The organism is Kocuria sp. WRN011 (assembly GCF_002295155.1).
Classification (GTDB): Bacteria; Actinomycetota; Actinomycetes; order Actinomycetales; family Micrococcaceae; genus Kocuria; species Kocuria carniphila.
This window is the reverse complement of the sequence record NZ_NSGI01000008.1, coordinates 86,573-113,561: the sequence shown is the minus strand read 5'-3', so window position 1 is coordinate 113,561 and position 26,989 is coordinate 86,573. Positions and strand designations below refer to the sequence as shown.

24 protein-coding genes and 1 tRNA gene are annotated in these 26,989 nt (G+C 64.4%); 3 read left to right on the top strand and 22 right to left on the bottom strand.

Translation table 11 applies throughout. The annotated features are described in order from the left end of the window. Positions 1-79 precede the first annotated feature (79 nt). Positions 80-289 carry a hypothetical protein gene (locus tag CKW39_RS12320; RefSeq protein ID WP_095798410.1) on the top strand — a complete coding sequence of 70 codons (210 nt, stop codon included), beginning with the start codon at positions 80-82 and terminating at the stop codon, positions 287-289. 125 nt (positions 290-414) lie between these two features. Next, a tRNA-Val gene (locus CKW39_RS12315) sits at positions 415-487 on the top strand. 144 nt (positions 488-631) lie between these two features. Here CKW39_RS12315 and CKW39_RS12310 read toward each other — a convergent pair. Then, positions 632-1,087 carry an ester cyclase gene (locus tag CKW39_RS12310; protein WP_095798409.1) on the bottom strand — a complete coding sequence of 152 codons (456 nt, stop codon included), beginning with the start codon at positions 1,085-1,087 and terminating at the stop codon, positions 632-634. A 208-nt stretch (positions 1,088-1,295) separates the two neighbouring features. On the opposite strand from CKW39_RS12310, the gene CKW39_RS12305 reads away from it, so the two are divergent. Then, positions 1,296-1,988 (top strand): histidine phosphatase family protein, encoded by a 693-nt coding sequence (locus tag CKW39_RS12305; RefSeq protein WP_238663176.1) that lies wholly within the window; start codon positions 1,296-1,298, stop codon positions 1,986-1,988. Positions 1,989-1,992: 4 nt separating this feature from the next. Here CKW39_RS12305 and CKW39_RS12300 read toward each other — a convergent pair whose 3' ends face one another. From CKW39_RS12300 to CKW39_RS12200, 21 genes are all read right to left on the bottom strand, one after another. Then, positions 1,993-3,015 carry a zinc-dependent alcohol dehydrogenase family protein gene (locus tag CKW39_RS12300; protein ID WP_095798408.1) on the bottom strand — a complete coding sequence of 341 codons (1,023 nt, stop codon included), beginning with the start codon at positions 3,013-3,015 and terminating at the stop codon, positions 1,993-1,995. A gap of 70 nt (positions 3,016-3,085) precedes the next feature. After that, on the bottom strand, positions 3,086-3,658 hold the full coding sequence (locus tag CKW39_RS12295; RefSeq protein ID WP_095798407.1) for a hypothetical protein: 573 nt from the start codon (positions 3,656-3,658) through the stop codon (positions 3,086-3,088). A 70-nt stretch (positions 3,659-3,728) separates the two neighbouring features. After that, positions 3,729-4,394 (bottom strand): transcriptional regulator NrdR, encoded by a 666-nt coding sequence (gene nrdR, locus CKW39_RS12290; RefSeq protein ID WP_095798406.1) that lies wholly within the window; start codon positions 4,392-4,394, stop codon positions 3,729-3,731. Positions 4,395-4,397: 3 nt separating this feature from the next. Next, a complete protein-coding gene (gene hisD, locus CKW39_RS12285) occupies positions 4,398-5,777 on the bottom strand; it encodes a histidinol dehydrogenase (RefSeq protein ID WP_095798405.1) in 1,380 nt (459 codons plus the stop codon). A 96-nt stretch (positions 5,778-5,873) separates the two neighbouring features. After that, positions 5,874-9,368 carry a DNA polymerase III subunit alpha gene (dnaE, locus tag CKW39_RS12280; RefSeq protein WP_254049408.1) on the bottom strand — a complete coding sequence of 1,165 codons (3,495 nt, stop codon included), beginning with the start codon at positions 9,366-9,368 and terminating at the stop codon, positions 5,874-5,876. Positions 9,369-9,573: 205 nt separating this feature from the next. Continuing rightward, on the bottom strand, positions 9,574-10,551 hold the full coding sequence (locus CKW39_RS12275) for an RluA family pseudouridine synthase (protein ID WP_095798403.1): 978 nt from the start codon (positions 10,549-10,551) through the stop codon (positions 9,574-9,576). Further along, positions 10,544-11,146: a signal peptidase II gene (gene lspA, locus CKW39_RS12270; RefSeq protein ID WP_173674324.1), complete on the bottom strand. Its 603-nt coding sequence runs from the start codon at positions 11,144-11,146 to the stop codon at positions 10,544-10,546. The genes CKW39_RS12275 and lspA overlap by 8 nt, the downstream gene beginning before the upstream one ends. 6 nt (positions 11,147-11,152) lie before the next feature. Further along, the gene (locus CKW39_RS12265) at positions 11,153-11,851 is read right to left on the bottom strand and encodes a DivIVA domain-containing protein (RefSeq protein ID WP_095798402.1); all 699 of its coding nucleotides are present in this window, start codon (positions 11,849-11,851) and stop codon (positions 11,153-11,155) included. 120 nt (positions 11,852-11,971) lie between these two features. After that, positions 11,972-12,268: a YggT family protein gene (locus tag CKW39_RS12260; protein WP_095798401.1), complete on the bottom strand. Its 297-nt coding sequence runs from the start codon at positions 12,266-12,268 to the stop codon at positions 11,972-11,974. Between the two features lie 2 nt (positions 12,269-12,270). Further along, positions 12,271-12,795: a cell division protein SepF gene (locus CKW39_RS12255; protein WP_095798400.1), complete on the bottom strand. Its 525-nt coding sequence runs from the start codon at positions 12,793-12,795 to the stop codon at positions 12,271-12,273. 63 nt (positions 12,796-12,858) lie between these two features. Next, entirely contained in the window at positions 12,859-13,686 is an 828-nt protein-coding gene (locus CKW39_RS12250) for a YggS family pyridoxal phosphate-dependent enzyme (RefSeq protein WP_173674320.1), read from the bottom strand. Beyond that, entirely contained in the window at positions 13,683-14,459 is a 777-nt protein-coding gene (locus CKW39_RS12245) for a polyphenol oxidase family protein (RefSeq protein ID WP_095798398.1), read from the bottom strand. The genes CKW39_RS12250 and CKW39_RS12245 overlap by 4 nt, the downstream gene beginning before the upstream one ends. A gap of 108 nt (positions 14,460-14,567) precedes the next feature. Further along, positions 14,568-15,815: a cell division protein FtsZ gene (gene ftsZ, locus CKW39_RS12240; RefSeq protein ID WP_016995772.1), complete on the bottom strand. Its 1,248-nt coding sequence runs from the start codon at positions 15,813-15,815 to the stop codon at positions 14,568-14,570. Positions 15,816-16,069: 254 nt separating this feature from the next. Beyond that, positions 16,070-17,095 carry a cell division protein FtsQ/DivIB gene (locus tag CKW39_RS12235; RefSeq protein ID WP_095798397.1) on the bottom strand — a complete coding sequence of 342 codons (1,026 nt, stop codon included), beginning with the start codon at positions 17,093-17,095 and terminating at the stop codon, positions 16,070-16,072. Beyond that, the gene (gene murC, locus CKW39_RS12230) at positions 17,095-18,504 is read right to left on the bottom strand and encodes a UDP-N-acetylmuramate--L-alanine ligase (RefSeq protein ID WP_095798396.1); all 1,410 of its coding nucleotides are present in this window, start codon (positions 18,502-18,504) and stop codon (positions 17,095-17,097) included. Before murC ends, CKW39_RS12235 begins: the two co-directional genes overlap by 1 nt. A gap of 53 nt (positions 18,505-18,557) precedes the next feature. After that, complete coding sequence (gene murG, locus CKW39_RS12225) at positions 18,558-19,682, bottom strand: undecaprenyldiphospho-muramoylpentapeptide beta-N-acetylglucosaminyltransferase (protein ID WP_095798457.1); 1,125 nt, start codon at positions 19,680-19,682, stop codon at positions 18,558-18,560. Beyond that, positions 19,672-21,099, bottom strand: a complete 1,428-nt coding sequence (ftsW, locus tag CKW39_RS12220; protein ID WP_095798395.1) for a putative lipid II flippase FtsW — start codon at positions 21,097-21,099, stop codon at positions 19,672-19,674. Before ftsW ends, murG begins: the two co-directional genes overlap by 11 nt. Then, positions 21,099-22,637: a UDP-N-acetylmuramoyl-L-alanine--D-glutamate ligase gene (gene murD, locus CKW39_RS12215; protein ID WP_095798394.1), complete on the bottom strand. Its 1,539-nt coding sequence runs from the start codon at positions 22,635-22,637 to the stop codon at positions 21,099-21,101. The genes ftsW and murD overlap by 1 nt, the downstream gene beginning before the upstream one ends. Beyond that, positions 22,634-23,767, bottom strand: coding sequence for a phospho-N-acetylmuramoyl-pentapeptide-transferase (gene mraY, locus CKW39_RS12210; protein WP_095798393.1), 1,134 nt, complete (start codon positions 23,765-23,767; stop codon positions 22,634-22,636). Before mraY ends, murD begins: the two co-directional genes overlap by 4 nt. Continuing rightward, on the bottom strand, positions 23,764-25,275 hold the full coding sequence (murF, locus tag CKW39_RS12205) for a UDP-N-acetylmuramoyl-tripeptide--D-alanyl-D-alanine ligase (protein ID WP_095798392.1): 1,512 nt from the start codon (positions 25,273-25,275) through the stop codon (positions 23,764-23,766). The genes mraY and murF overlap by 4 nt, the downstream gene beginning before the upstream one ends. Next, positions 25,272-26,930 (bottom strand): UDP-N-acetylmuramoyl-L-alanyl-D-glutamate--2,6-diaminopimelate ligase, encoded by a 1,659-nt coding sequence (locus tag CKW39_RS12200; protein WP_095798391.1) that lies wholly within the window; start codon positions 26,928-26,930, stop codon positions 25,272-25,274. The genes murF and CKW39_RS12200 overlap by 4 nt, the downstream gene beginning before the upstream one ends. Positions 26,931-26,989 lie beyond the last annotated feature (59 nt).

Below are 26,989 nucleotides of genomic sequence, written 5' to 3'. Positions count from 1 at the left end.
GAGGGGCATCCCTATCTCACGCGCAACTGGCAGAGGTGTCACTCCAGAACATGCCCGAGGCTGTTACGAACCCCGGCTGGTGGGCGAGCCCCGAACGTCCGTGACGGAGAAGTGGTGGCGCTGGCGCAGGGATCTCTCCGACGGTTCCCGCGCGGCAGTGGAAATCACGCGCAAACCCGACGGTCGAACGCTGGTCACGCTGACTCATTCGAAGCTCTCGGGCACCGAGTCCATCGCTCACCGGAAACTCGTCTGGAAACCGTTGTCGCAGCAGATCAGCAGTGAGTAAATGCGTGATCAACGACACATAACCGAACGTTCGGTTGCAGTTGTCAGAAGTTACCTACGTGCAGGTAAGCTATACCCCAATCGGGTGCTGGCAGCTGTATCAGTTATGTCCACCCGATTATAAAAGGGCCTTTAGCTCAGCTGGTAGAGCGCTACGTTTACACCGTAGATGTCATCGGTTCGATCCCGGTAGGGCCCACCGAATGAATGCAGAAGAGACCACCGAGGGGTGGTCTCTTCTGCATTTCCGGGTCGTATGCCGTTATCTGACCTTAACTACGGGTAATCGGCATAGCTCCCTCAGTGCCGGCTCTTACTCATGGGCACCCCCTTGGTGCTTTGATCAGGACTGGGATGTCAGTCGGCCCAGGACACCCGTTTGGGCCAGCAGAGCGAATCGGTCCGGCACTCCCCAGTGCTCGATGATCTGTCCGTCCACCACCCGTGCAACGTCGATCACGGTGAAGTCCACTTCACAACCGGTGGGTGGTCCGAAAAATGGACCTGTATTAGTGCCGTGCCCGTGAGCACGGACCCAGACTGTGTCACCTTGTGGGCCAGGAGTCGTTGTTGAATCTTCAATGGTGAACTTGATGTCCGGGAAAGCTCCGTGCACATCCGCCATGGCAGCTTTCACATGCTCAATAGCTTCCGCGCCGGTGCCCGCCAAGCCGAATTGGTGATCGATCATGTCCGGGGAACATAACTCATCCGCCACTGCCCCGTCACCGGTGGCGAAACCTTCCTCGAACATTCGTTGCATGACCCGGACCGGATCGTTGGTGCCATTCTCATTCATGGCGTTCTCCGCTCAAGTGGGCTGTCCCACGCACGGCAAGGCAACCGACGGTTGATGCCTTTGACAGTAGACCTGTGGTGACGGCGCCACCAGAGTTTCCCTCGCCGGGTGAACTTGACCTCGGTTTCGCCTGGCACACAACACCGGTCAGAATGGTGGAATACGCGTTGGGCCGCGCAGTCTCGGTTCACGCTCCCACCATCGAAAGGTGATTTCACTCTTGCGGCTCATTCTCGTTCGACACGGTCAGACCAGCTCCAATGTCGGTCATTGCTTGGACACCGCGGAACCCGGTGCAGATCTGACGGAGCTCGGACGAGAACAGGCCGAAGCGCTCGTGGACACATTAGGGAGCGAACCAGTCCGAGCGATGTTCGTGTCCAACCTCGTGAGAACGCAGCAGACCGCCGCTCCCCTGGCACGACATTTCAGGCTCGAGCCGATCGTCCGTGAAGGTCTCCGAGAGATCTCGGCGGGTGACCTGGAAATGGCCAACGACGAGGAATCGATTCAGACGTACGTCCGCACCGCCGTGGGCTGGTCCGCGGGTAACTGGAACGCTCGCATCCCGGGCTCCGAAGAGGACGGCCACGACGTGATCCGGCGATTCGACGCCGTCGTGTCGGAAGCCATCGACAGCGCAGCAGACGGAGACGTCCCCATCCTCGTGTCCCACGGTGCCATCATCCGTGCCTGGACTGCGGCCCGGTGCGAGAACATCGGCGTGGATTTCGTGGCGCACAACGCACTGTCCAACACCGGTGCCGTGGTGATCGAGGGCTCCGAAGACCGCTGGCTGGTGACGCACTGGCTGGTGACGCACTGGCAGGAGCAGGCCCTGGGCGGGGCGCCGTTCGAGGACCCCGCGACCGACGGTGCGGCAGCGGATCCCGTCCGCTGACCGCTCAAACGGTTAGCAACACCTTGGTGGCTCGGCGTTCGTCCATGGCCGTGTAGCCCTCCGCGGCCAGTTCCAACGGCAGTGTCAGGTCGAAGACGTCACCCGGGGTGATCTGACCCTTCATGATCAGGTCGATCAGTTCTGGCAGGAACCGTCGCACCGGAGCGGGGCCTCCGTGCAGGTGCACCTCGGACATGAACAACTGTCCACCGTCGATGGACACACCGTGTGAGACGCCCACGAATCCCACGTGCCCACCCGGACGCGTGGACTTGATGGCCTGTTGCATGGCTTCTTGCGTTCCCACAGCCTCGATGACGCAGTGCGCGCCCAGTCCCCCGATCAGTTCTTTGATTTTCTCGACGCCGTCGTCGCCGCGTTCCTCGACGATGTCGGTGGCGCCAAACTTGGTGGCCAGGGCTTGGCGATTCTTGTGTCGGCTCATGGCAATGATGCGCTCGGCGCCCAGCTGCTTGGCGGCGAGAACCCCGGAAAGGCCCACGGCGCCGTCGCCGACCACCGCTACCGTCTTGCCCGGCCCAACCTCGGCGGCCACGGCGGCGAACCAGCCCGTGCCCAGGACGTCGGATGCAGCCAGCAAGTGCGGAATCTGCTCGTCGGTCGGCTGGGACGGGGTGGCGACCAAAGTGCCGTCGGCCAGGGGAATGCGTGCGTATTCGGACTGCGTGCCGATTCCGCCCATGCCCACGTTGTTGACGCAGCGGCTCTGGTAACCGTCCTGGCAGATTTCGCACGTGTTGTCCGAGGCGAAGAAAGAGCCGATCACGAAATCCCCGACCTTCAGGTTCTTGACGTCGGCACCGATGTGCTCGACCACGCCCACGTACTCATGCCCCATGGGTGCGGGTTCGGAGATATCGCCGTAGCCGCGGTAGGGCCACAGATCGGAACCACAAATGCAGGTGGCCGCCATTCGAATGATGGCATCCGTGGGTTCTTCGATGACCGGGTCCGGGCGATCTTCGACTCGGATATCACCGGGGGCGTGAATCATGACACCGCGCATAACGAGACTCTCCTTGAATTAGTGTGCGCCGTATTCTTACCGGTCAGGCTGCGAATTCCCCGAACGGCGCCTAGAGGTGTGTGTCGTCGATCCAGCGATTGAATTTCATGCGTAGCGCGCGGTCCAACCCGGCCAGGATGCCGCCGATCTGCAGGGCAGTGTTCAGCCAGCCCGGCAGGTCGAACGTGGGAACGGTGAAGTCGAGCAGCCGTCCCAGAAAATTCAGGAGTTCCGGAATCTGGGTCACCAGAGCCAGGACCAACACAATCCAGGAACAAGCGGAAATGATCCTGTCAGCCGTCGGGTGATTGGCCGAGAATTTCGCACGCCGGTCCTCGCCCGTCCCCGCGCTTGGCCGGAATGATTCGGCGCGACGGCCGTCCAGATAAACCAGCCGCACGTATTGCATCCCGTACAGGGACAAAGCCGCTTCCACGGTCGCGTAATCGTCCACGCGCAATCGGGCGGGCGAGCTGTCTACTGCCACAAACTTGCCGTCCCGGTACAACCGGATCTTCTCCGAGAAATCGAAGAAGTCCACGTCCGCAACCAGTAATGAGCCCCGGTACTCCAGCTCGAAGGTCGACCGCCAGAGCCAGTCCCACTTCTTGTATGGCGGAAGGTGTTCCGGATTCTTGGCCACGCACGTTCCCTTCGGCACCGGGGGTTCAACTGGGACTTCTGTTGCCCAGACTAGGCGAAGGTTGACGAGGCTAGAGCAAACGCGGCTGCGTTGCCGCCTCCTGTTGCTTCTTGGCGGCGCGCTTTCGACGCGGCTTGGGTTCGCTCTCCCCCGCCTCATTCGCCGTTGCCGGCGACGACGCCGCTGCGGTTCCTTGCGATGGCTTGCGCGCCGGGCGGCGTCGTGCGGCGGCCGGTGCGGTGGTCCGACGGGACGTGTCCGGCACCAGGGTCTGCTGGCCGGCCAGTTCCGCTTGCTGCTCGCGCAGCACGTCGATGGCGCGCTCGAAGTCCTCGAGACCCTCGAAGGCCTGGTACACCGAGGCGAACCGCAAGTAGGCCACCACGTCCAGGCGCCGCAGCGGGGTGAGGATCGCCAGGCCCACATCGTGGGCGTCGATCTCGGCTGAACCGGAGGCGCGCACCGATTCTTCGACCTCTTGAGCGAGCATCGCCAGGTCGTCCTCGCTCACCGGACGACCCTGGCACGCCTTGCGCACGCCGTTCACGATGTTCTGGCGGTCGAACGGCTCGGTGACGCCGGAGCGTTTGATCACCGAGATCGAGGTGGTTTCCAACGTGGAGAATCGTCGCCCGCACTCCGTGCACTGACGGCGCCGTCGAATGGCGGTGCCGTCATCGGTGGTGCGGGAATCGACCACCTTGGAGTCATTGTGTCGGCAGAACGGGCAGTGCACGGATCAGCCTTCCCGGCCGGATGCTTCGGAGCGGATGGTCACGGCCCGGCCGTGGGCGGGCAGATCTTCGCTCGTGGCCAGTGCCACGATGTCGTCCTCGAGCTCGGCCAAGGCGTCCCGGCTGTACTCGATGACCTGCACGGCCTTCATGAACGACGCCGCGTGCAGACCCGAATTGAACACCGCGGTACCGCCTGTGGGCAGCACGTGGTTGGAGCCGGCCGCGTAGTCGCCCAGCGGGACGGGGCTGTAGGAGCCGATGAAGATGGCCCCGGCGTTGCGCACTCGACCCGCTACCTCGCGAGCGTTCTCGGTGTGGATTTCGAGGTGCTCGGCGGCGTAGGCATCGGCCACTTCGATGGAGCGGTCCAGGTTGTCCGTGAGCACCACACCGGACTGGGGGCCGCGCAGGGCAATCCCGATGCGTTCGTGGTGCTTCGCCTCGGCGACTTGAGGGGCCAACTCGGCTTCGACGGCTTGGGCGAACTCGAAAGAATCGGTGATCAGTACCGAACCCGCATCCGGATCATGTTCGGCCTGGGAAATCAGGTCTGCCGCGACAAAACGAGCGTCGGCGCTGTCATCGGCAATGATCGCGATCTCGGTGGTGCCTGCCTCAGCGTCCACGCCCACGATGGAGCGCAGCTGACGCTTGGCCATCGCCACGAAGATATTGCCCGGACCGGTCACCGTGTTCACGGGTTCCAGCTCATCCTGGCCGTCAGTCAGGCCGTAGGCCATGGCGGCCAGCGACTGCGCACCACCGATGGCCCAGACCTCATCCACTCCGAGTAGACCAGCTGCGGCGAGAATGACGGGGTGCGGGAGGCCACCGAAGTCCTTTTGCGGCGGGGTGCACAGCACCACGGACTCCACGCCGGCCGCCTGCGCGGGCACGACGTTCATGATCACGGACGAGGGGTACACGGCCAGCCCGCCGGGAATGTAGAGGCCCGCACGCTTGACCGGGGTCCAACGGTGGTTCAGGACGGCACCGGGCGCGATCTCCACCTCGACGTCCGCCGGGCGTTGGGCCTTGGCGAAGCGACGTGTCCGGTCGATGGCGGTTTCCAGGCCCTTGCGCACGGCGGGATCCAGCTCGGCAACGGCCTTCTGGATCTCTGCCGGATCAACCTTGATCCGGCCCTGGTCCACGCCGTCGAACTTCTGGGCGTACTCGCGGATCGCGGCAGCGCCGTTGGTCTGAACGTTCTCAATGATCGATCGCACGCTGGCTTCGGCCTCCGCCACGGACGACGCCGTCTGCCGGGGTACCGCATGACGCAGCTCGTTCCAGCTCAGGTGCTGTCCGCGCAGGTCAATGACCCGCAGGAAGCCGGAGGGAGTGGTTGCGGTTGCAGAATCCAGGGTTTGTTCAGTCACCCTTCCATTCTACAAGCGCGCGGCCACAGCCCCGGGTATCCCCGGCCCTGGATACTCGAGGCACCAATCGCACGCGCCTGACCTCCAGATGCCCGGTTACGCCTCCAGGCAGGCCGGTCCCAACAGCACCTTGAGATCCCCGAACAACGCCGGAGTGGGATTCACCCGATAATCAGGGCCCAGCCGAAGCACTTGCAGTGACCGGTGGGTGTCCAGGTGAATGCGCACTTCAGACTCGCCGCGGTGATTGCGCAGCACCTCCCCGATCTGGCGGATGGTGGCTTCCGTGGCGCGGTGCTCCGGCAATGCCACGCACACCGGGCCGGCCGAGCCATCCATACTGAGTTCCGGAACCGTGAGTTCCTGCGCGGAGATCGAGGTGGACCCGTCGTCGCGGCGCTGCATACGGCCCTTGATCACACAGATCAGGTCCTCCGCGAGCACCCCGGCAATCGGAGCGTAGGCCTTGCCGAAGAACATGATCTCGATGGAACCCGAGCGGTCCTCGAGCTCGATCCGGGCGTACGCGTTACCCGAGGTCTTGGCAATGCGTCGCGAGAGAGAGGTGATCATGCCACCCACGGTGACAATGGCACCGTCGGGCCGGTTGTTGTCATCGGACAACAGCGGCTGGATGGCCGTGTCCGTGTACTGGCTCAGGGCGTCGTCGAGCCCGCGCAATGGGTGGTCCGAGACGTACAAGCCCAGCATCTCGCGCTCGAAGGCGAGCATGTCCTTGCGCTCCCACTCGGGGACGTCGGGAACCTCGACCGAGAACGTGTCGCTCTCGGGATCGTCGGAACCGCCCATCGCGAAGAGATCGAAGGTGAATTCGCCGTTGTCTTCCTTCTTCTTCTGGGCGACCACGTCTTCCACGGCCTGCTCGTGACACATGACCAGGCCGCGGCGGGTGTGTCCGAGTTGATCGAACGCGCCAGCCTTGATCATGGACTCGATGGTGCGCTTATTGCAGACCACCGCGGGCACCTTGGCCAGGAAGTCGTTGAAGGACGTGAAGCGTTCCTTCTCGTTGCGGGCGTTGACCATCGCCTGGACCACGTTGGCACCCACGTTGCGCACGGCTCCCATGCCGAACCGGATGTCCGTGCCCACAGGAGTGAAGTTCAGCTCGGACTCGTTGACGTCCGGCGGGAGCACCGTGATGCCCATGTGGCGGCACTCGGTGAGGTAGAGGGCCAGCTTGTCCTTGTCGTCGCCCACAGAGGTGAGCAGTGCCGCCATGTATTCGGCCGGGTAGTGCGCCTTGAGGTAGGCGGTCCAGTAGGACACCAGACCGTAAGCAGCGGAGTGCGCTTTGTTGAACGCGTAGTCGGAGAACGGGAGCAGGATGTCCCACAGCGACTTGATGGCCGCCTCGGAGTACCCGCGGTCGATCATGCCCTGGTGGAAGCCCTTGTACTGCTTGTCCAGCTCCGACTTCTTCTTCTTACCCATGGCGCGGCGCAGAATGTCCGCCTGGCCCAACGAGTAGCCGGCCACCTTCTGAGCGATCGCCATCACCTGCTCCTGATACACGATCAGGCCGTAGGTCGTATCAAGAATCTCCGCGAGCGGTTCTTCCAGCTCAGGGTGGATGGGCGTGATCTCCTGCGCACCGTTCTTACGAAGCGCGTAATTGGTGTGCGAGTTCGCGCCCATGGGACCCGGACGGTACAGGGCGATGGTCGCGGAAATGTCCTCGAAGTTGTCCGGGCGCATCAGCTTGAGCAACTGGCGCATGGGCCCGCCGTCCAGCTGGAACACGCCCAGCGTCTCACCGCGGGCCAGCAGGTCGTAGGACTCCTTGTCGTCCACGTCCAGCTGCTCCAGATCGAGCACGAAACCGTCCCTGTTAAGGGAGATGTTCTCGATGGCGTCCGAGATGATCGTGAGGTTTCGCAGCCCCAGAAAGTCCATCTTGATCAGGCCCAAGCCCTCACACGTGGGGTAATCGAACTGGGTGATCACCTGGCCGTCCTGCTCGCGGCGCATGAGCGGGATGATGTCGATGAGCCGGTCCGAGGACATGATCACACCCGCCGCGTGCACACCCCACTGACGCTTGAGCCCTTCCAGGCCCTGCGCGGTTTCGAAGACCTTCATGGACTCCGGATCATCGGCCAGGGTGTCCCGGAGCTCGCCGGCCTCGTCGTAGCGCTTGGCGTCCTGGTCGTAGACGTCCTTGAGCGAAATGCCCTTGCCCATGACGTCCGGCGGCATGGCCTTGGTGAGCTTCTCACCCATCGAGAACGGGTAACCGAGCACGCGGGATGAGTCCTTGAGCGCCTGCTTGGCCTTAATGGTGCCGTAGGTGACGATCATGGCCACGCGCTCGTCGCCGTACTTCTCGGTCACGTAGTGGATGACCTCGGAACGGCGCCGATCATCGAAGTCCACGTCGAAGTCAGGCATGGACACGCGGTCCGGGTTGAGGAAGCGCTCGAAGATCAGTCCGTGCTGGAGCGGGTTCAGTTCGGTGATGCGCATGGCGTACGCGACCATGGAACCGGCACCGGAACCACGGCCGGGCCCCACGCGGATACCGTTGTCCTTGGCCCAGTTGATGAAGTCGGCCACGACCAGGAAGTACCCCGGGAAGCCCATCTGGATGATGATGCCCTTTTCGTACTCTGCCTGCTCACGGACGTCATCAGGGATGCCGCTCGGGAACCGGTAGTGCAGCCCCTTTTCGACTTCTTTGACGAACCAGGACTCTTCGTTCTCGCCCTCGGGAACGGGGAATCGGGGCATGTAGTTGGCGGTGGTGTCGAACTCCACGTTGCAGCGCTCGGCGATTTCCAGCGTGTTGTCGCAGGCCTCAGGGAAATCGCGGAACAGCTCGCGCATCTGCTCCGGGGATTTGAGGTAGAACTCGTCCGCATCGAATTTGAAACGCTTGGGATCCTGCAGTGTGGAACCCGACTGCACGCACAGCAGCGCGGCGTGGGACTTGGCATCCTCCGCGTGGGTGTAGTGCAGATCGTTGGTGGCCACGAGCGGCAGGTTGAGTTCCTTGGCGAGCTTCAACAGGTCCTGTGTGACACGCTTCTCGATGCCCAGACCGTGGTCCATGAGCTCGCAGTAGAAGTTCTCGGCGCCGAAGATATCGCGGTACTCGGCGGCCGCCTGCACTGCCTGGTCGTACTGTCCCAGGCGCAGTCGGGTCTGAACCTCACCGGACGGGCAACCGGTGGTCGCAATCAGGCCCTTGCCGTATTGGTTCAACAGCTCCCGGTCCATACGCGGTTTGTAGAGCTGACCTTCCAGGGACGCCTTGGTCGAGGCGCGGAAGAGGTTCTGCATACCCTGGCTCGTTTCGGCCAGCAGCGTCATGTGGGTATACGCGCCACCGCCCGAGACGTCGTCACGGCCGCCATCCGCAAATTTCACGCGCGTTCGATCCTGACGGGCGGTGCCCGGGGTCAGGTACGCTTCCACGCCGATGATCGGTTTGATGCCGGCGTTGCGCGCGCGGTTCCAGAAATCGAACGCACCGAACACGAACCCGTGGTCCGTTGTCGCCAGCGAGTCCATGCCCTGCCGGTGGCATTCCTCGAACAAATCGTCCAGTCGCGCTGCACCGTCGAGCATCGAGTACTCGGTGTGTACGTGGAGGTGGGTAAAGCCTTTTTTGCCGGTCGCCGTGGTCACCGGACCAGTCTAGGGCGGGTCACCGACAACCTCACGTTCCGGCGGGAGCGATCTATGCCTCATCCCCGCGATCCCCGACGACGACGACGCTCACCCGCCCAGTTGCCCTCGGTCACGGATCGTTCCGACCACGGTCCCGGCGCGTTCAGAGTTGCGGTCCGCCGTCCCTGAGCGTTTCTACCGCAAACGCGAGGTCCTCGGGATACGCGCTCTCGTATTCCACGTACTCCCCCGTTTCCGGGTGGGCAAAACCGAGTTTCTTGGCGTGCAGCCACTGCCGAGTCAAGCCAAGCCCGGCTGAGAGCGCTGGATCAGCTCCGTACGTCAGGTCCCCCGCACACGCGTGCTTGAGGGCGGAGAAGTGAACGCGGATCTGGTGCGTGCGCCCGGTTTCCAGGTGCACCTCCACCAACGATGCGCGTCCGAAGGCCTCCAGCACCTCGTAGTGGGTGATGGAATCACGGCCGTCTTCGAGCACGGCGAAACGCCATTCGTGTCCGGGGTGACGACCAATGGGTGCATCGATGGTGCCCTTGAGCGGATCAGGAATTCCCTGCACCACCGTGTGGTACACCTTGGTCACCGTGCGTTCCTTGAAGGCCCTTTTGAGCACGGTGTACGCGTTCTCGTTGCGAGCCACGACCATCAGCCCGGAGGTTCCCACGTCCAGGCGGTGAACGATGCCCTGTCGCTCGGGGGCGCCCGATGTGGAGATCGAAACCCCCGCTCCGGCCAGCGCGCCGACCACGGTGGGTCCCTTCCATCCCGGTGACGGGTGGGCTGCCACACCCGCCGGCTTGTCGACCACCACGTAGCTCGGCGTCACATGAACCAACTGCAGGTCCGCCACGTGCTGTGGTGCGATGCGCGTGGGGTCCTCAGGTACCGGGACCTCCACCGCGTAGGTCTCCGAGGTCTCCACGCGGTGGGACTTGGCCACCGGCCGGCCCTTGAACAGCACCCGGTCGTCGGTGCACAACTGGGCCGCCGCGGACCGTGACAGGCCCGTCCAAGCCGCGACGGCGGCGTCGGCGCGGGCACCGTCGAGTGCGTCGGACACGGTGAAGCGCTCGGCGACGAACTCGGGTTCGGAACCTGTGGGACGGGTGCGGGAGTCAGCCATTCTTGGGGGTGGGTCCTTCGGTCTCTGGTTCTTGCGTGGCGGATTGGTCGGCCTTGACGCCGCGATGCCCGGCGGGCTGCGTCAGGTCCCGGTCGCCCAGGATCAGGACCATGATCACCGCAATACCCACGACCACGCCGCAATCGGCAAGGTTGAAGATCGCGAAGTTCGGCACGGCGATGAAATCGACCACGCGCCCCTGACCGAAACTCGGCTCGCGGAACAAGCGGTCGGTGAGATTACCCGCGGCGCCGCCGAGCACCAGACCCAGGCCCACGGCCCAGAACGAATGCCGAACCTTACGCAGGGTGAAGGCGATGAACACCACGACCACGGCCATCACAACCGTGAAGATCCATGTGAAATCCGACCCCAGTGAGAAGGCAGCGCCACTGTTGCGGATGTGCTGCCACCACAGCAATCCCGGAATCACCGGGAACTGCTGGCCCAGGGGCAGTTCGGCCACGACCCACAGCTTGGTGAGCTGGTCAGCGCCATAGATCAGCGCGGCAACGAGCAAGGACAGAATGAGGCAGCGGCGGCCCCGACCCGAAGGTGTGGGAGCCGCCGCTGTCTCGCGAGCTTGATGCGACACCGAGTGTTACTTGACCACGGTGCGGTTCGAAGCGTTACCGGACGGCGCGTTGCTGGGCGCCAATGAACCGGTGGAGTCGATGTCACGCAGCTGACCGTTAATGAAGTTCTTCAGATTGCTGCGGTAATCGCGTTCGAAAGTACGCAGTTCGCTGACGGAAGCTTCCAGACGGGACTTTTCCTTCTCCAGGGTGGAGAGAGTCTCTTCCTTCGTCCGCTTGCCATCGGAAACGAGCTTGTCGGCCTGGGTGCGGCCTTCGGAGATGAGACGTTCGCGCTCGGAACGACCCTGCGCCACGTACTCGTCGTGGAGCTTCTGGGCCATGGCGAGCACGCCCGCGGCGGACTCGGCAGATTCGGTGCCGGGCTGGCCTGCATCCGTGGTGGTACCCGCAGTTGCCGTCGCGGTGGGAGCCGCAGCGGAAGCAGGAGTAGTGGTCTCGCGAACCTCGCTGGTCTCGGAGACCTCGACGGCTTCCTTGGGTGCAACCGGTGCGGAAACAGCGGAGTCGCTGCGACCCTCAGTCGCCGCCTGGCCACCGGAGGTTTCGACCTGCTTGCGCAAATCTTCGTTCTCCTGGTTCAGACGACGCAGTTCGACCACGATCTCGTCCAGGAAGTCATCGACCTCGTCCTGGTCGTATCCCTCGCGGAACTTGGTGGGCTGGAACCGCTTATTAATGACGTCTTCTGGTGTCAAAGTCATGTGAGTGCTTCACTCCTACTTCTAATCAAGCCGCGAATGCCAGGCCTCGGTCAAGATATCTAACGCTAAGGATACAACTACGGCGTAACCAACGCGCGGTGATCGGGGTATCACCGCAACTTATCCCCGCAAGAGCATTCCCCAAAGGATCGATTGAATGATGCTCACGGCGAAGACCAAGATCAGGAAACCCAGGTCCAGGGCGACACCACCGAATCGCAACGGTGGCACCACCCGTCGCAACAAATTCATGGGCGGGTCCGTGATCGAGTAGATCAACGACGCCGCAATCAGCACGATGCCCTGAGGTCGCCAGTTCCGGGCGAACATCTGCACCCAGTCCAGCACGAGACGGCCCAGCAACGCCACATAGACGAGGTGGACCACCAGGTACAGAACGGAGATGAGAAGATCCACGATCAGCCCTCAGCCTGTCCGTAGGACTCCGTGTCCTCGTCAATGTCACTCGTGTGGCCCTGATCGCGCACCTCGACGTACGAGGGGGTGAGCAAGAACACCTTGGCAGTGACACGTTCGATGGAACCGTGCAGGGCGAACACCAAACCGGCGGCGAAGTCCACCAGGCGCTTGGCCTCGGCCTCGCCCATGTCCGACACATTCATGATCACGGGGGTGCCGTCACGGAACGCTTCACCGATCGACTTGGCGTCGTTGTAGGAGCGGGGGTGCACAGTGGTGATGGTGCGCAATTCGCTGTCGTCCTCTCGGGAACTGGGAGCCCTTCTAATGGGCGTCACGGGGGCTCGATACTCCGCGGAACGGCGCGCCACGGCACCGTTTCCGCTGTCACCGACCACTGCGGTGGAACCGCTTGCCGGTGCCTGCGTGACTTCCCGGGGACGGCTGGTCTCTTCGGAGGTGTAGTCGTCGTCGGTCTCGGCGAGGCCGAGATAAATCATGGTACGACGCAGCGCTCCGGCCATAGTCTCTCCTCAATCACTGGACGGGTGACAGAAATGTCACCCGCGAAATTATCTCTCATTACGCTACCGCACGGCGGGACGTGGCCCGAGGACATCCGAGCCGATGCGCACGTGAGTGGCTCCCGCTGCTACGGCGGCCTCCAGGTCACCGCTCATGCCCGCCGAGACAGCGGTGGCCCCGGGATGCTCTCTCTGCAATTGCTGGGAGATCTCCCACAGTCGTTCGAAAGCCTCACGGGGGTCACCCTCCTTGGGGGCCACAGCCATCACTCCCGCAAGTTCCAGCCCGTCGGTGTCGACGATCAGCCGTGCGAGCTCGGCCACCCGAGTCGGGTGAGCTCCCCCTCGCTGGGAATCTTCCTCCGCCTCCGGGTCCAGGTTCACCTGGATGCAACACTTCAGGTCGGCGGTCGCTGCGGGACCCGGGGCGACGTCGTTCTGGTCCACGGCGGCGCGATGGTTACCCACGGCCTTACCCAGGGCAACGACCAGTGACTCTCGATCCACAGAGTGCACCCAGCTTGCGTAGCGCACCACGCGCTTGGCCTTATTGGACTGGAGTTGTCCGATGAAATGCCACACGGGCTCGCTCGTGTCCGCTTCCCGCTCGGTCAAAGACTCGGACACCTCCTGCGACTTGGGCAGGGCTTCTTGGTCCTTGTTCTCGCCGACGGCGCGCACCCCCAGATCCCGCAGCCTCACGACATCTTGGGCGGGGAAGAATTTGGTCACCACGATCAGTGAGGGCAGTTCACCACCGTGGGCGCGGTCCTCCGTCCGTTGCTCTGCCGCCTCGAGAATGCGCTGTCTCACCGCGGACAGGCGCTGGGCCAGTTCGGCGGTGCGCGCACCGTCATCGGCGCTCTGCGTCTGGTCTTCGGAATGCGTCACGGTGTGTCCTTTCCCGCGGAGGTGGTTGCCGAAGGTACCCAAACAACACCCGCAAGGCGAGAGGTCGTCTTGTCGCGCCGGTACGAATAGAGCGCATCGTGTTCCAGGGTGCACCATTCGGAACGGTCGGCACTGCTATCGCTCACCCTGACATCTAGACCTTCGAGCAGCGTGCGGGCGGCTCCAGGCAGATCGAGCCCGGGGGTCTGCCACGAGGTTACGGTCTCGATCCCGGGCAGCAGGTGAGCCGATTCGGTACGCATGTCATCGGGGACTTCGTAGCACGAGCCGCAAATCGCGGGCCCCACCCACGCCGTGATGGATTCAGCACCGCGCTCGCGCAGTTCTCGAACAGTGTTCTGAAGTACACCGTCCAGCAGGCCCCGCCGGCCGGCGTGCGTCACTGCCGTGAGAGGGACGGTCGTCTCGGCCCGTTCGGCCACGAAAACGACCGGAAGACAGTCCGCGGTGAGTACGGCCAGGGGTGTGCCATCATCGCTGATCGCCGCGTCCGCTTCGGGAGCTTCAGGGGCGTTCAACATCTCGTGGCCATTCGAGTGGTCGGTGGTACCGGTCGAGAAGGACACCACGGTGGTCCCGTGAACCTGACGCATGAATCTCAAGGACCCCGCGGGCAGTCCTAGCGTCACTTCGAGCGCGGCCCGATGGGCCGCTACCTCCGTGGGGTCCTCCCCTGTGTGCGCCGCAACATTTCCCTCGTCCGCGTCCGTGAACGCAATGGCGGCACCCGCGTGCCGGTCGGTGAACCACACGACCCATCATCTCCTCACCACATGACAACGGGGTGGGTACCGCTTGGCGATACCCACCCCGTGATCCAATCCTTTGGGGGTCAACCCGGCGGGCAGAACCCGCTCAACTCACTTCAAGAAATCCGGGAAATCCAGGGAATCCTTGCGTGACGAGTTGGATGACGAGTTCGAGGACTCGCCCTCGGCGGGCAGATCGACGTCGAAGCCGGCGTCATCCGGGATGTCGTCTTCCTGCGACTGGCGGGAGCCGAAGGACTGCGAGTTGTTGTTGCCGTAGGAAGAGCCACCGCGCTGCGGGGAACGGCCCACGCCCGAAGGACGCGACGCGTCGCCGCCGAAGGCAGCACGGGTGTTGGCCGCCTGACGCTCCGCCGGGGAGGAGTTGTTGGCGTTGGTCTCCTGCGAGACGGAATCGAAACCGGCGGCGATCACGGTGACGCGGGCCTGATCACCCAGGGCGTCGTCAATCACGGCGCCGAAGATGATGTTGGCCTCGGGGTGAGCCACTTCCTGGACGAGGCGAGCGGCCTCGTTGATCTCGAACAAACCGAGGTCGGAGCCACCCTGGATGGACAGCAACACGCCGTGAGCTCCGTCAATGGATGCCTCGAGCAGCGGGGACGCAATGGCGAGTTCGGCGGCCTTGACGGCGCGATCTTCACCCTGCGCCGAGCCGATGCCCATGAGTGCCGAACCGGCCCCCTGCATGACGGATTTGACGTCCGCGAAGTCCAGGTTGATCAGGCCTGGGGTGGTGATCAAATCGGTGATGCCGGAGACACCGGACAGCAGAACCTGGTCCGCGGACTTGAAGGCATCCAGCATGGATACGTTGCGGTCCGAGATGGAGAGCAGACGATCGTTGGGGATCACGATGAGCGTGTCCACTTCGTCGCGCAGGGTCTCGATGCCGTTCTCAGCCTGGTTGGAACGGCGACGTCCCTCGAAGGTGAACGGGCGGGTGACCACACCGATGGTCAAGGCACCCAGCGAGCGAGCGATGCGAGCGACGACCGGCGCGCCACCGGTGCCGGTGCCGCCGCCTTCACCGGCGGTCACGAAGACCATGTCAGCTCCCTTGAGCACTTCCTGGATTTCTTCTTCGTGGTCCTCGGCAGCCTGGCGTCCGACATCCGGGTTGGCTCCGGCGCCGAGGCCCCGGGTCAGTTCACGACCGACGTCGAGCTTGACGTCTGCGTCCGACATCAGCAGTGCTTGTGCATCGGTGTTGATGGCGATGAACTCAACGCCGCGCAGACCTTCTTCGATCATGCGGTTGACAGCGTTGACACCGCCGCCGCCGATGCCGACCACCTTGATGACAGCCAAGTAGTTCTGGGGGGTTGAGGAGTCCATATGCACCTAACTCGCGTGGGGCTTACCGACAACCGTTCCGCTCATCCAATAAGTTCAAGAATTACTTGAGACTTGAGCGATTTATGCGCAAACGGTATGTCGCATTTCATGTCGACCTTAGAGTACCAATCACCTGCGCGTTCTCCATATCACGACCGTTTGTGTTTCCTGATAAGTCGCCACTCCCCCTAGTCACAGCGGAAGTGGGCAGATTCAAGGTGAGCTTGAAGCTGAGATATGCGGGTGAATGGGGATTATTCGATCGTGGGATGAAGCGGCGCGGAAACGTCGTACACGGTGCCGTCCGCCGTGCCCTGGTCGCTCACAAGAGCCGCGAGTACCTGGGCCTTCAACTCGCTGTCCGAGGAATCACCCCAGATCGCCTTCCGGCCGTCTGCGAAGGTCAGCTCGACCGACGATTCGGAGGGCGCGGAGGCGGTCTCGAGTTGGGTCAGTACGTTCGAGGGCAAGGACGCCAACACATTGGAGATCGCCGCAAACTTATTCGTGCTCAGCACGTCCCGACCGCCCTCGATCATGGGGACGTCGGGACGATCACCCTCGCCGTAGGTCGCCAACTGCTGCCCTTGAGAATCCACGAGGATGAGGTCCTGCCCGTCCTTCACCGCGGCCACTCCCACGCGCTCGTGCAACTGCACGGTGATGGTGTGCGGCGGTTCCAGTACCACGTCCACGGATTTCACCTGGGGCACGTCACCCACGGCGGACCGTACGTCTTCCTTCGAAATCCGGGTCAGCGGAACGCCTTCGAATCGCTGCAGTGCTTCCTCGACGTTCTGGGGATCCGTCAGGCGGGCTCCCTCGACATCGATGGAACGGGTCGCGAACAGCGGTGAGAAGAACACGATGCCCACGAATAAGGCCGCCACCAGCAATGCGGCGAGCAGTGCGAGCCAGCGCTTGCGGCGGCGTCGGCGATGGGAACTACGGGGAAACGCGACCACGGTGTCCGGATCAGTGGAATCCGCATCGGTGTCGTCGGCGGCCGCTTCCGCTTTGGCGGACTTGCGGCGCTGTCGCCAGGTCGAGAACCGACCACCCGGAAGCGGTGTCTCCTCCAACTGACCGGTGTCCACGCGCGAGACCTTGGACTCGTCGTTGACGCTGACCCGCACGGGCTCGTTCTCACCCGCGTCGTCGAACTCGTCGTGAGCGGCACCGTCGAACAGGCTGTCCTCGCTCTGTCCGGTCAGCTGAGTGTCCTCGGCGTCGCGGTCGCGGCCCAGGCGCGGTTGATGCGGTGGTGTGGGCCTGACCATCAGTTGAGCGCCAACCCGTCCACAATCTTGGGACCGAGTGCGGTGACGTCACCGGCACCAACGGTCAGGATCAGGTCGCCCTCGGCCGCGGATTGCAGGACTGCTCCGATCGCCTCCTCCGCCTCGGGTGTGGACACCACTCGACCGGACAGTGCCAGATCCGAAATGCTGCGACCCGTGATGCCCGGTAGCGGCTCTTCACGAGCGCCGTAGACGTCCAGGACGTACGCGTGATCCGCCAGCTCGAGCGCGGCGGCGAATTCGGCGGCGAACTCACGGGTCCGCGAGTACAAGTGGGGCTGGAAGATGGCGTGCACCTTGTGCTCGCCCGCGACCTCGCGAGCTGCCTTGAGCGCAGCCTGGACCTCGGTAGGGTGATGCGCGTAATCATCGAAGACCCGCACCCCACGGGCCGTGCCCTTCAGGTCGAAGCGTCGCGCCGAACCGTGGAACTGACCCAACCCATCGACCAGGGCTTCGGGCTCCGCACCGGCTGCGAGGCCAGCGGTGAACGCCGCGGCGGCGTCGGCGATGTTGTGCGCACCGGGCACCAACAGGTCCAACTCGAGTGACCGGGGCTCACCGCCTGCCAAGGAGAAGGTCAGGGTGCAGTGCGAACCCACGCCGCGCGCCTCGATGCCCGAGACGACCACGTCCGCCGCAGGGTCCACTCCGTAGGTGAGGACGGCTTCGCCGGCCCCTCGACGCCGCTCGGCCAAATCGCGCGAGCCTGCGTCGTCCAGGCACGCGACCAGCGTGCCGCCGGGGCGAATGGTCTCCACGAAACGATCGAAGGACGCGAAGAACTCGTCCGGGGATCCGTAGTGATCCAGGTGGTCGGGTTCGACGTTGGTGATCACGGCGATTTCGGGCAGGTAGGCCAGGAAGGAACCGTCGGACTCGTCCGCCTCGGCGACGAACCAGGCGCCGTCGGCGAAGCCCGCGTTGGCTCCCAGGTCCGCCACGAAGGCTCCGATGGCCCACGACGGATCCAGGTCCGCCGTTCGGAAGGCCACGGTGGTCATCGAGCTCGTGGTGGTCTTGCCGTGGGTTCCCGCAACAGCCACCACGCGGCGACCGTGCATGGCGGAGGCCAGAGCCTCTGAACGGTGTACAACGCGCAGGCCGCGCTCCCGTGCGGCGACAAGTTCGGGATTACTGGGCTTGATCGCCGTGGAGATCACCACTGTCCCGGCACCGTCAACGTTCTGGGCCCGCTGGCCCACGAAAACGGTGGCGCCCAGTTCCTCGAGCTCACGTAGGCCCTTGGAGTCCTTGGCGTCCGACCCGCTCACGTCCACACCGCGTGCCAACAGGAGGCGAGCCACGGCGGACATGCCCGCACCGCCCATGCCGATGAAGTGGACGCGCCCCAGCGCGTGGGGGTCGAGCTGGACCTGGGAGTTCACGGTGGTCTCCTCCGAACGGGAAGTGGGAAGTGATGAGTGGTCGGTGACTAACCTTAACGGCGTGCTGCGTGCTCCAGGACCAACCGCGCCATCGTCTGGGCCGCATTGCGGATGCCGTGGGCCGCTGAGGCCTGAGCCATGTTCGCCAGACGGGGCGCGTCGGTCACGAGCGCGGCGACCGTGTCCCGGTAGTACTGCGGGGTGAAATCGGAATCCTTGACGAGTTCCGCTCCCCCGGCCGCTACCAGCGACCGGGCGTTGAGAGCCTGTTCACCGTTACCGATCGGCAAGGGGACGAACACTGCCGGGAGCCCCACGGCGGCAACTTCACACACCGTGGCCGCTCCGGATCGGGCGACCAACAGGTCCGCCGCGGCGTACACCTTCTCCATGCCGTCCACGTATTCGGTCTGCACATAACCCGGTGCCCGCAGCAGTTCACTCTTGTCGGTGCGGACCTCCTTGGTGCGCCCGGTCACGTGCAAGAGTTGATAGCCCTGTTCGGCCACTTCATGCGCGATCTTGGCCACGGTACGGTTCATGGATTGCGCTCCGGAGGAACCTCCGGTCACCACCACGGTGGGCAGGTCCGGATCCAGTCCGAGGTCTTCACGCGCCCGGGCACGCAGGGCGCCCCGGTCGAGCTGGGCGATCTCCTGGCGCATGGGCATCCCCACGGCAACAGCCCCTTTGAGGGGGGTGTCGGCGAAGGCCGTGGCCACCACGGACGCGAAGCGGGCTCCCACTCGATTGGCGAGTCCGGGCCGCGCGTTGGCCTCGTGGATGATCACGGGAATTCGACGCCGCGCAGCGGCTAGGTACACGGGCGTGCACACGTAGCCGCCGACGCCCACCACCACGTCCGCTTGCTGGGAGTCGAGAATCCGACCGGCCTGCTGAACCGCCCGGTTAAGCCGTGCCGGTAGCCGCAGCAGATCTGCTGAGGGGCGGCGCGGCAGCGGTACCCGCTCAATGAGTTCAAGGGGCACGCCTGCGGCCGGAACCAGCCGGGTTTCCATACCCGACGCCGTTCCCACAGCGCACACGGAGGCCGTAGGGTCGGCGTCCCGAATGGCGTGCGCGATGGCGAGCAAAGGGCTCACGTGGCCCGCGGTGCCACCACCGGCGAGCATCACGTTCACCGTGGCCTCGGCGTTGTTCAGCGGTTCACTGGTCATCATGTGCCTTTCCACCCTGCGAAGTCATACGTCGCAACCATTGTGGCCCCCGACGCCGCGGGTCCCCGTCACCGGAGACCTCGTGGGCCTCCTGCCGATCCAGGATCGCGGACTTGTCTCCCACCTCGACCGACCGTGGCACGCGGGCGAAGGACATGACCACGCCCACCGCGGCCAAGCTGATCAGCAAGGCCGAACCACCGTAGCTGATGAAAGGCAACGGAATACCGATCACGGGGAGCAACCCGGTGACCATGCCGAGATTCACAAAGGCTTGACCGACGATCCAGGTGGCAACACACGCCGTGGTGATTCGGACGAAAATGCTGCGGGTGCGCAGGATGATGCGGGCCATGGCAACCACGATGATCGCGAAGAGCAACAGGATGATCGCGGTACCGAGCAGGCCGAGTTCTTCTCCGATGATCGAGAAGATGTAGTCGTTGTGAGCCTCGGGAACGTAGTTGTACTTGAGTCGCGACTGGCCCAGGCCCACGCCCCACCAGCCACCGGTGGCCAGCGCGTTCAGTCCCTGCTCGGCCTGCCAGCACGCATCGGTGGCACCGCATTCACCGAACAGCCAGCCCGTGATGCGGTCCACGCGGTGCGGGGCGGTGATGATGGCGCCCACGCCGAGCACAACGCCCACGGCGGCTGCCCCGGCAAAAATTTTGAGCGGCGCACCGGCAAAGAAGAGCCCCGCCGCATAGATCAGCACGAACACGATGGCGGTGCCCATGTCACCGCCGGCCGCAACCAGGCCGGTGGGTACCAGGAAGCCGATGGCCGAGGGCCACAGGGCCTTCCTCCAGTCCTTGACCTCGTCACCCTGTTTCGCGAACTGCGCGGCCAACCACACGCACAGGGCTAATTTCGCGGCTTCGGAAGGCTGCAGGGTCAGACCGCCCAGGCTCAGCCAGTTGCGGTTGCCGTTGACCTCCTCACCCAACGGAGTGAAAACCAGGAGCAGCAGCCCGACACCCAGCCCCCACAGCCCCCACGCGAACTTTCTGAAGAGCCACGCGGGAACGAACGACAAACCAATCATCACGATCAGTCCGACCACGCCGAACATGGCTTGGCGTTGGAAGAGGAAATAGGCGGAACTGTCCTCGGCAATGGCCTCGACCGCAGAGGCGGACAACACCATCATCATGCCGATCGCGGTCAGCATGATCACGGTGCCCGCGAGAGCCCAGTAGGAGTGGAACAAGGGCCCGTCCACCAGCTGGTGCCATAGGTGGCGCAGTTTGCTGGTCAGGGGACGCCCTCCCCCGCCGCTGGCCCGCACCACACCCAGATCCTCGTCACGTACGCCGGGGCCCGGGCGGGTCACCGTTGAGTAAGTTCCCTTCGGGTGATAGGCTACCGCGCCGTTGCGGGTCGTGTTGGAGCCTCGGCCAGGGGATGTCGCCATCAGAGTCCCAGTTCCTCGCGTACGCCGTTCACAAAGGCATCTCCGCGGTCCGCGTAGTCCTGAAATTGGTCCATCGACGCGGCCGCCGGTGCCATGAGCACGGTGTCTTTCGGATTCGCGAGCTTCCGCGCCTGTTGCACGGCGGCGTGCATGGCGGCGTGGCCGTCCGTGGGATCGGCGGCAGGATCGAGCGCGTCGGGGCCCGACGTCGCCACGACGGCCACCTCGGGCGCGTGGCGTTCCAGCGCGTCCAGCAGCGCCTGGTTGTCGGTGCCGATCAGGATCACCGTGTGCAGACGAGAGGCATTGCGTTCGATGAGCTGGTCGTAGCTCACGCCCTTGGACAGCCCACCGGCGATCCAGATGACCGAGTCGAAGGCGGACAGTGACGCCTGGGCGGCGTGCGGATTGGTGGCCTTGGAATCGTTGACCCAGCGAACGCCGTCGGACTCGGCCACCAACTGGATTCGGTGGTCACCGGGCTGGAAGGCGAGCAGCCCCTCTCGGACAGCCTCCGGAGCGACACCGGCCGCGCGTGCCAGGGCTGCGGCGGCCAGAGCGTTGGCGACCACGTGCCGGGTGGGCAGCGCTCCCGTGTCGGCAACGGTGCCCAGCTCGGCGGCGGTGTTCTTCCGATCCGCCACGAAGGCCCGGTCCACCAGCAGGTCGTCCACCACACCCACCATCGACAGATCCGGGGTGCCGGTCGTGAAGCCGATGGCGCGGCAACCTTCCTGCACATCCGCTTCCTCCACGAGCCCGACGGAGCCCTCTTGCTCCACGTTGAACACGCACGCGACCCGGGTGTTCTCGTAGACGCGGGACTTGTCCGCCACGTAGTTCTCGTATCCCTCGTGCCAGTCCACATGATCCTGGGCCAGGTTGAGCACCACGGACGCCAAAGGCGCCATCGAGTGGGTCCAGTGCAGCTGGAAACTCGAGAGCTCCACGGCCAGGACGTCGTATTCGACCGGATCGCGCAATGCATCCAGAATGGGCGTTCCCACGTTTCCTACCGCGATCGCCTTGAGGCCCGCGGCCTGGAGGATGGATGCGGTCATTCCCACCGTGGTGGTCTTGCCGTTGGTGCCGGTGATGCACACCCATTCGGCGGTCTTGCGGCCTTCGCGTTCCCGCACCCGCCAGGCCAGTTCCACGTCACCCCAGATTTGGATGCCCTCTTCACGAGCGGCGACGAGCAACGGATGGGTGGGCGGGAAACCCGGAGAGGTGACGATCACGTCGGGGCGGTCCCCCGCGACGTCGGGAACGAATGTCATGGCGTCCTGGCCGAGGTTGACGTCCAGGGCCCCCACGATGCGCAGTGTGTCGGCGCGCTGTCGGTTGCGTGCGGTGTCGTTGCCGTCCAGTACGACGACGCGCGCGCCGAGTTCGATGAGGGTGTCCGCGGCCGCGAATCCCGAGACGCCGATGCCGGCCACGACCACTCGAAGGCCGCGCCAGTCGGCGTCCCAGCTGGTCAGCCCGGCTAGCCGCGGGTTATCGAGCACTGGGTTGTCATTACTCGCGTGAATCATCGAAGTGCCTCAGCTCCGGGGAAAGCCCCTCCGTTGTGAATCAACCAGTCACCGTAGAACACACCCAGTGCCGCGGCCACGAACAATCCGGCAATGATCCAGAACCGAACCACGATGGTGACTTCCTGCCAGCCCTTGAGTTCGAAGTGGTGCTGCAGCGGGGCCATCTTGAAGATGCGCTTTCCGCCGGACAGTTTGAAGTAGCCCACCTGCATGATCACGGACAACGTGATGACCACGAACAGACCGGCGATCAGGATGAGCAACAGTTCGGTCCGGGACAGCACGGCGAACGCGGCCAACGCGCCACCGAGTCCCAGCGAACCGGTATCGCCCATGAAGATCTTGGCGGGTGAGGTGTTCCACCACAGGAAACCGATCAGCGCGCCCACCAGGGCCGCGGCAACGATGGCGAGGTCCATGGGGTCGCGCACCTCGTAGCAGGCCGCCTGGTTCACGTTCTCGCACAGGTGGCCGGACTGCCACAGGGCAATGAGCATGTAGCCGCTGAACACCAGGATGGAGGCGCCGGTCGCCAGTCCGTCCAGGCCGTCGGTGAGGTTCACCGCGTTGGTGGTACCGGTCGCGATGAGGTTCACCCAGATCACGAACAGGATGGCCCCGATGATCGGCCCGGCAAAGGCGAGATCGACATTGGTGTCGCGGGTCCACGAGATGGCGGTGGATGCGGGGGTGTTGCCCGCCTCGTCCGGGAAGAACAGCACGAGCACGGCAAAGGCCACGCCGATGGTTCCCTGCAGGATCATCTTCCCGGCGGCCGTGAGACCCAAGTTCTGCTTCTTGGCGATCTTCTTGTAATCGTCCAGGAACCCCACCAGACCCATGCCGAGCATGAGCCCGAGGGCAAGGACTCCGGACAGCGTGACGCCGCCGTTTTCTGGCCAGGCCAACATGCTGACCACATGGGTCACCAGATAAGCGGCCACCACGGACAGCAGAATGGCCACACCACCCATGGTGGGCGTGCCGCGTTTGGTCTGGTGGCTAGTGGGCCCGTCGTCGCGGATGTATTGACCGTACCCGCGGCGGGCCAACATCTTGATGAGCGCGGGGGTGCCGAAGATCGAAAAGACGAGGCCCAGCCCCGAAGCCATGAGCAACTGAATCATGCGGGCTCGTTCCCCTTGCCGTTGGTCGTTTCATGGGTGGAGGCCGTTTGGTCGGACCCCTCGGCTGCCACGCGATCCCCCAGATGGTTGAGTCCTGCGGCGTTGGAGGATTTGAAAAGCACGATGTCACCGGGTTGCAATGCGCCCTTCAGATGATCCTCCGCTTCCTCCGCGGTGGCCACCCACTGGGCTTCGTCCCCCCAGGAACCTTCAAGGGTAGCCGCGGTGAAAATGGGGCGTGCCAGGTCGCCCACGGCCACCACGTGTGAAATGTTCATGCGGACCAGCAGCTGGCCCAGTGCGTCGTGGGCCGCCACGGACTCGTCTCCGAGTTCGTACATCCCGCCCAGAACGGCCACGGTTCGACGCGGTGCGGTCTGTCCGTCGCCACGCCCCATTTGCGCGAGGGTCTGCAGTGCAGCGCGCATGGACTGCGGGTTGGCGTTGTAAGCGTCGTTGATCACGGTCACGCCGTCCGGGCGCTCGGTGCGTTCCATGCGCCAGCGCGACTGCGCACCCTGGCCGTTGAGACCGGCCACGATGGCCTGCGGCTCGATCCCTGCAGCGAAGGCGACGGACGCGGCCGCCAGAATGTTTGACACGTGATGCGCGCCGATGAGTTTGGACTCGATCTCATGCGCGGAACCATCGGGCAGATGCAGGGTGAAACGCGGGCACCCGTCCGCGCCCACCGTCACGTCCTCAGCCCAGACCCGGTCGTCGCCGTGCTCGGGCGCGTTCGGCTCAGACCCGAGGCCGAAGGACACGATGTTGGCCTGGGTGCGGGTGCGCATCTCCCGTACACGGGGATCGTCGTCGTTGAGCACAGCGGTGCCGTTCGGGGCGAGACCCTCGACCATTTCGCCCTTGGTGCGCGCAATGTTCTCGACGCCGCCGAACTCACCGGCGTGCGCGGTTCCCACGCACAGCACGGCGCCGACATCCGGGTGCACCATGTTGCACAGGTATTCAATATTGCCCAGGTGATTTGCGCCCATTTCAATCACGAAGTACCGGGTGTCCTCGTGCGCGGTGAACACGGTGAGCGGGACGCCCACCTCACCGTTGTAGGAATTGCGCGGCGCCACGGTCGGACCCTGGGATCCGAAGATTCCGGCCAGCAGGTCCTTGGTGGTGGTCTTCCCCACCGAGCCCGTCACTGCGACCACGGTCACCGGGTGCTTCTCTCGCAGCCGGTCGATCACGTTGCTCGCGAGAGCGCCCATGGCCTCGACGACGTCGGGCACGACCACACCGGGGTAAGGCTCCCCCGCGTCGTTGGTCACCTCGCGCTCGAGCAGGTTGAGCACGGCACCGGCCTGGGCCGCCTGGGGTACGAACTTGTGCCCGTCCGTGGCCTCACCGGGTTTAGCCACGAACAGCGTCCCGTGAGTGACCTCGCGGGAGTCCGTGGTGACGGACGAGATCACCACGGACTCAGCGTTCTGGACACCGACCAGGCGGCCTCCGGTGGCTTGCGCCACCTGAGTGGCGGACAGGGAAATCATTTCTGCTCCTTACGGCCCGAGTGCAGCGCATCCAGCGCCGCCCTGAGCTCCACGCGGTCATCCAGCGGATGTGCCACGCCGTTGAGATCTTGGAAAACTTCGTGGCCGCGCCCTGCCAGAATGATGGAATCCTCCGGTCGGGCCATGCGGACCGCCGTGTGAATGGCTACCTCGCGCGGGGCGATCACGTGCACCTCAGCGGCACGTGCTCCGCGCTCTTGGGCCTCGCGTGCGCCCTGGGCCACCTGTTCGCGAATGGGTGCGGGATCTTCGTCGTGGGGGTCGTCATCGGTCACGATCACGATGTCCGCACCCTCCGCGGCGATCCGCCCCATGATGGGTCGCTTGGTGGTGTCGCGGCGTCCGGTGGCACCGAACACGATGATCGTGCGGCCACCTTCTTCGGTGGGTTCCACGGACTGCAGAGCTCGGACCATGGCATCCGGGTTGTGGGCGAAATCCACGACCGATGTGGGCCGGGTGCCGATCAGCTGCATGCGCCCGGGCACATCGGTGGTCAACGGATCGTGCTCGTCCAGAGCCTTCTGCAGGGTGTCCAGGTCCACCCCGGAGTCCAACACCATGAGGACGGCCAGGGCCGCGTTGGCCACGTTGAAGTCGCCCGGCAGCGCCGTGGAGACCGACAGCTGGCGGCCGTCGCGGTGCTGCAGGGTGAATGCGTGACCGATTCCTCGGCGGGTCAGGGAGTTCAGGGTCCAGTCGGCACCGGAGCGTTCGGGGCCCGCGTGGGCGTCGTCCCCGATATTGCCGCGCAGCGCAACGGAGGTGACGTGGTCCGAGCCCAGGTTCTCGCGGGCTCGGCGGGCCATTGCTTCTCCCCATTGATCACCTTCGGTCAACAGAACGACGGCGCGCTCCGCCCGCTCGGCGGTGAACAACTGGGCCTTGACCTCGAAGTAGGCCTCCATGGAGCCGTGGAGATCCAAATGGTCCTGGGTGAGGTTGGTGAATCCGGCCACGTTGTAACGGACGCCGTCCACGCGGTGGAACTCCAGGGCGTGGGACGAAACCTCCATGGCGGTGGCACCGATGCCCCGCTCGCGCATGAGCGACAACAACGAGTGGACGTGCGGTGCCTCGGGCGTGGTGAGCTTGGAGGGGATGGGGGTGTCTCCGGCCAGGATCTCGATGGTCCCGATCAGCCCGGTCGTGTGCCCCAGGGCCCGCAGAATGGAGGTCAGAAAGTACGTGGTGGTGGTTTTACCGTTGGTTCCGGTGACCGCGAACAACTTCTGCGCGCTGCCGTCCTCCGGCTGGGAGTTGTAGATCTCGGCGGCGATCCGACCCGTCCACGCTCGCGGATCGTCACTCACCAGTACGGGGAGGTCCACGGCTGCCTGCGCGACAAGGTCCGCGCCCGCGGCGTCGGTGAGAATGGCCACAGCACCGGACGCGGCGGCGTCGGCGGCGAATTGTGCCCCGTGCATGCGCGCACCCGGAAGGGCCGAGTACAGGTCCCCCGGCTGGATCTCCCGAGAATTCAGGACCACGCCCGTGACGGGGACGTCCGAGGCACCCTGTGAAGTGACGATCTGCGCGCCCGTGAGATGAGCTAACTGCTCAACGGTGTGAGCCACGGGTCGGGACGGACGCACCGACTGCGCGTCGCGTCCCTGTTCGGCAGATGCAACCATGGAAGTCCTCTTCAAAAAGCTGTAGCGAGCGAACCCCGCTCACCGGGGCCGGTACGTAC

Excerpts from the sequence above, each read along its gene's own strand:
- CKW39_RS12310 (WP_095798409.1), bottom strand. The coding sequence starts at position 1,087 with ATGAATGAGAATGGCACCAACGATCCGGTCCGGGTCATGCAACGAATG.
- CKW39_RS12300 (WP_095798408.1), bottom strand. The coding sequence starts at position 3,015 with ATGCGCGGTGTCATGATTCACGCCCCCGGTGATATCCGAGTCGAAGAT.
- dnaE (WP_254049408.1), bottom strand. The coding sequence starts at position 9,368 with ATGCTCGACGGTGCAGCGCGACTGGACGATTTGTTCGAGGAATGCCAC.
- CKW39_RS12275 (WP_095798403.1), bottom strand. The coding sequence starts at position 10,551 with ATGGCTGACTCCCGCACCCGTCCCACAGGTTCCGAACCCGAGTTCGTC.
- CKW39_RS12265 (WP_095798402.1), bottom strand. The coding sequence starts at position 11,851 with ATGACTTTGACACCAGAAGACGTCATTAATAAGCGGTTCCAGCCCACC.
- CKW39_RS12255 (WP_095798400.1), bottom strand. The coding sequence starts at position 12,795 with ATGGCCGGAGCGCTGCGTCGTACCATGATTTATCTCGGCCTCGCCGAG.
- ftsZ (WP_016995772.1), bottom strand. The coding sequence starts at position 15,815 with ATGGACTCCTCAACCCCCCAGAACTACTTGGCTGTCATCAAGGTGGTC.
- CKW39_RS12235 (WP_095798397.1), bottom strand. The coding sequence starts at position 17,095 with ATGGTCAGGCCCACACCACCGCATCAACCGCGCCTGGGCCGCGACCGC.
- murG (WP_095798457.1), bottom strand. The coding sequence starts at position 19,682 with ATGACCAGTGAACCGCTGAACAACGCCGAGGCCACGGTGAACGTGATG.
- ftsW (WP_095798395.1), bottom strand. The coding sequence starts at position 21,099 with ATGGCGACATCCCCTGGCCGAGGCTCCAACACGACCCGCAACGGCGCG.
- murD (WP_095798394.1), bottom strand. The coding sequence starts at position 22,637 with ATGATTCACGCGAGTAATGACAACCCAGTGCTCGATAACCCGCGGCTA.
- mraY (WP_095798393.1), bottom strand. The coding sequence starts at position 23,767 with ATGATTCAGTTGCTCATGGCTTCGGGGCTGGGCCTCGTCTTTTCGATC.
- murF (WP_095798392.1), bottom strand. The coding sequence starts at position 25,275 with ATGATTTCCCTGTCCGCCACTCAGGTGGCGCAAGCCACCGGAGGCCGC.
- CKW39_RS12200 (WP_095798391.1), bottom strand. The coding sequence starts at position 26,930 with ATGGTTGCATCTGCCGAACAGGGACGCGACGCGCAGTCGGTGCGTCCG.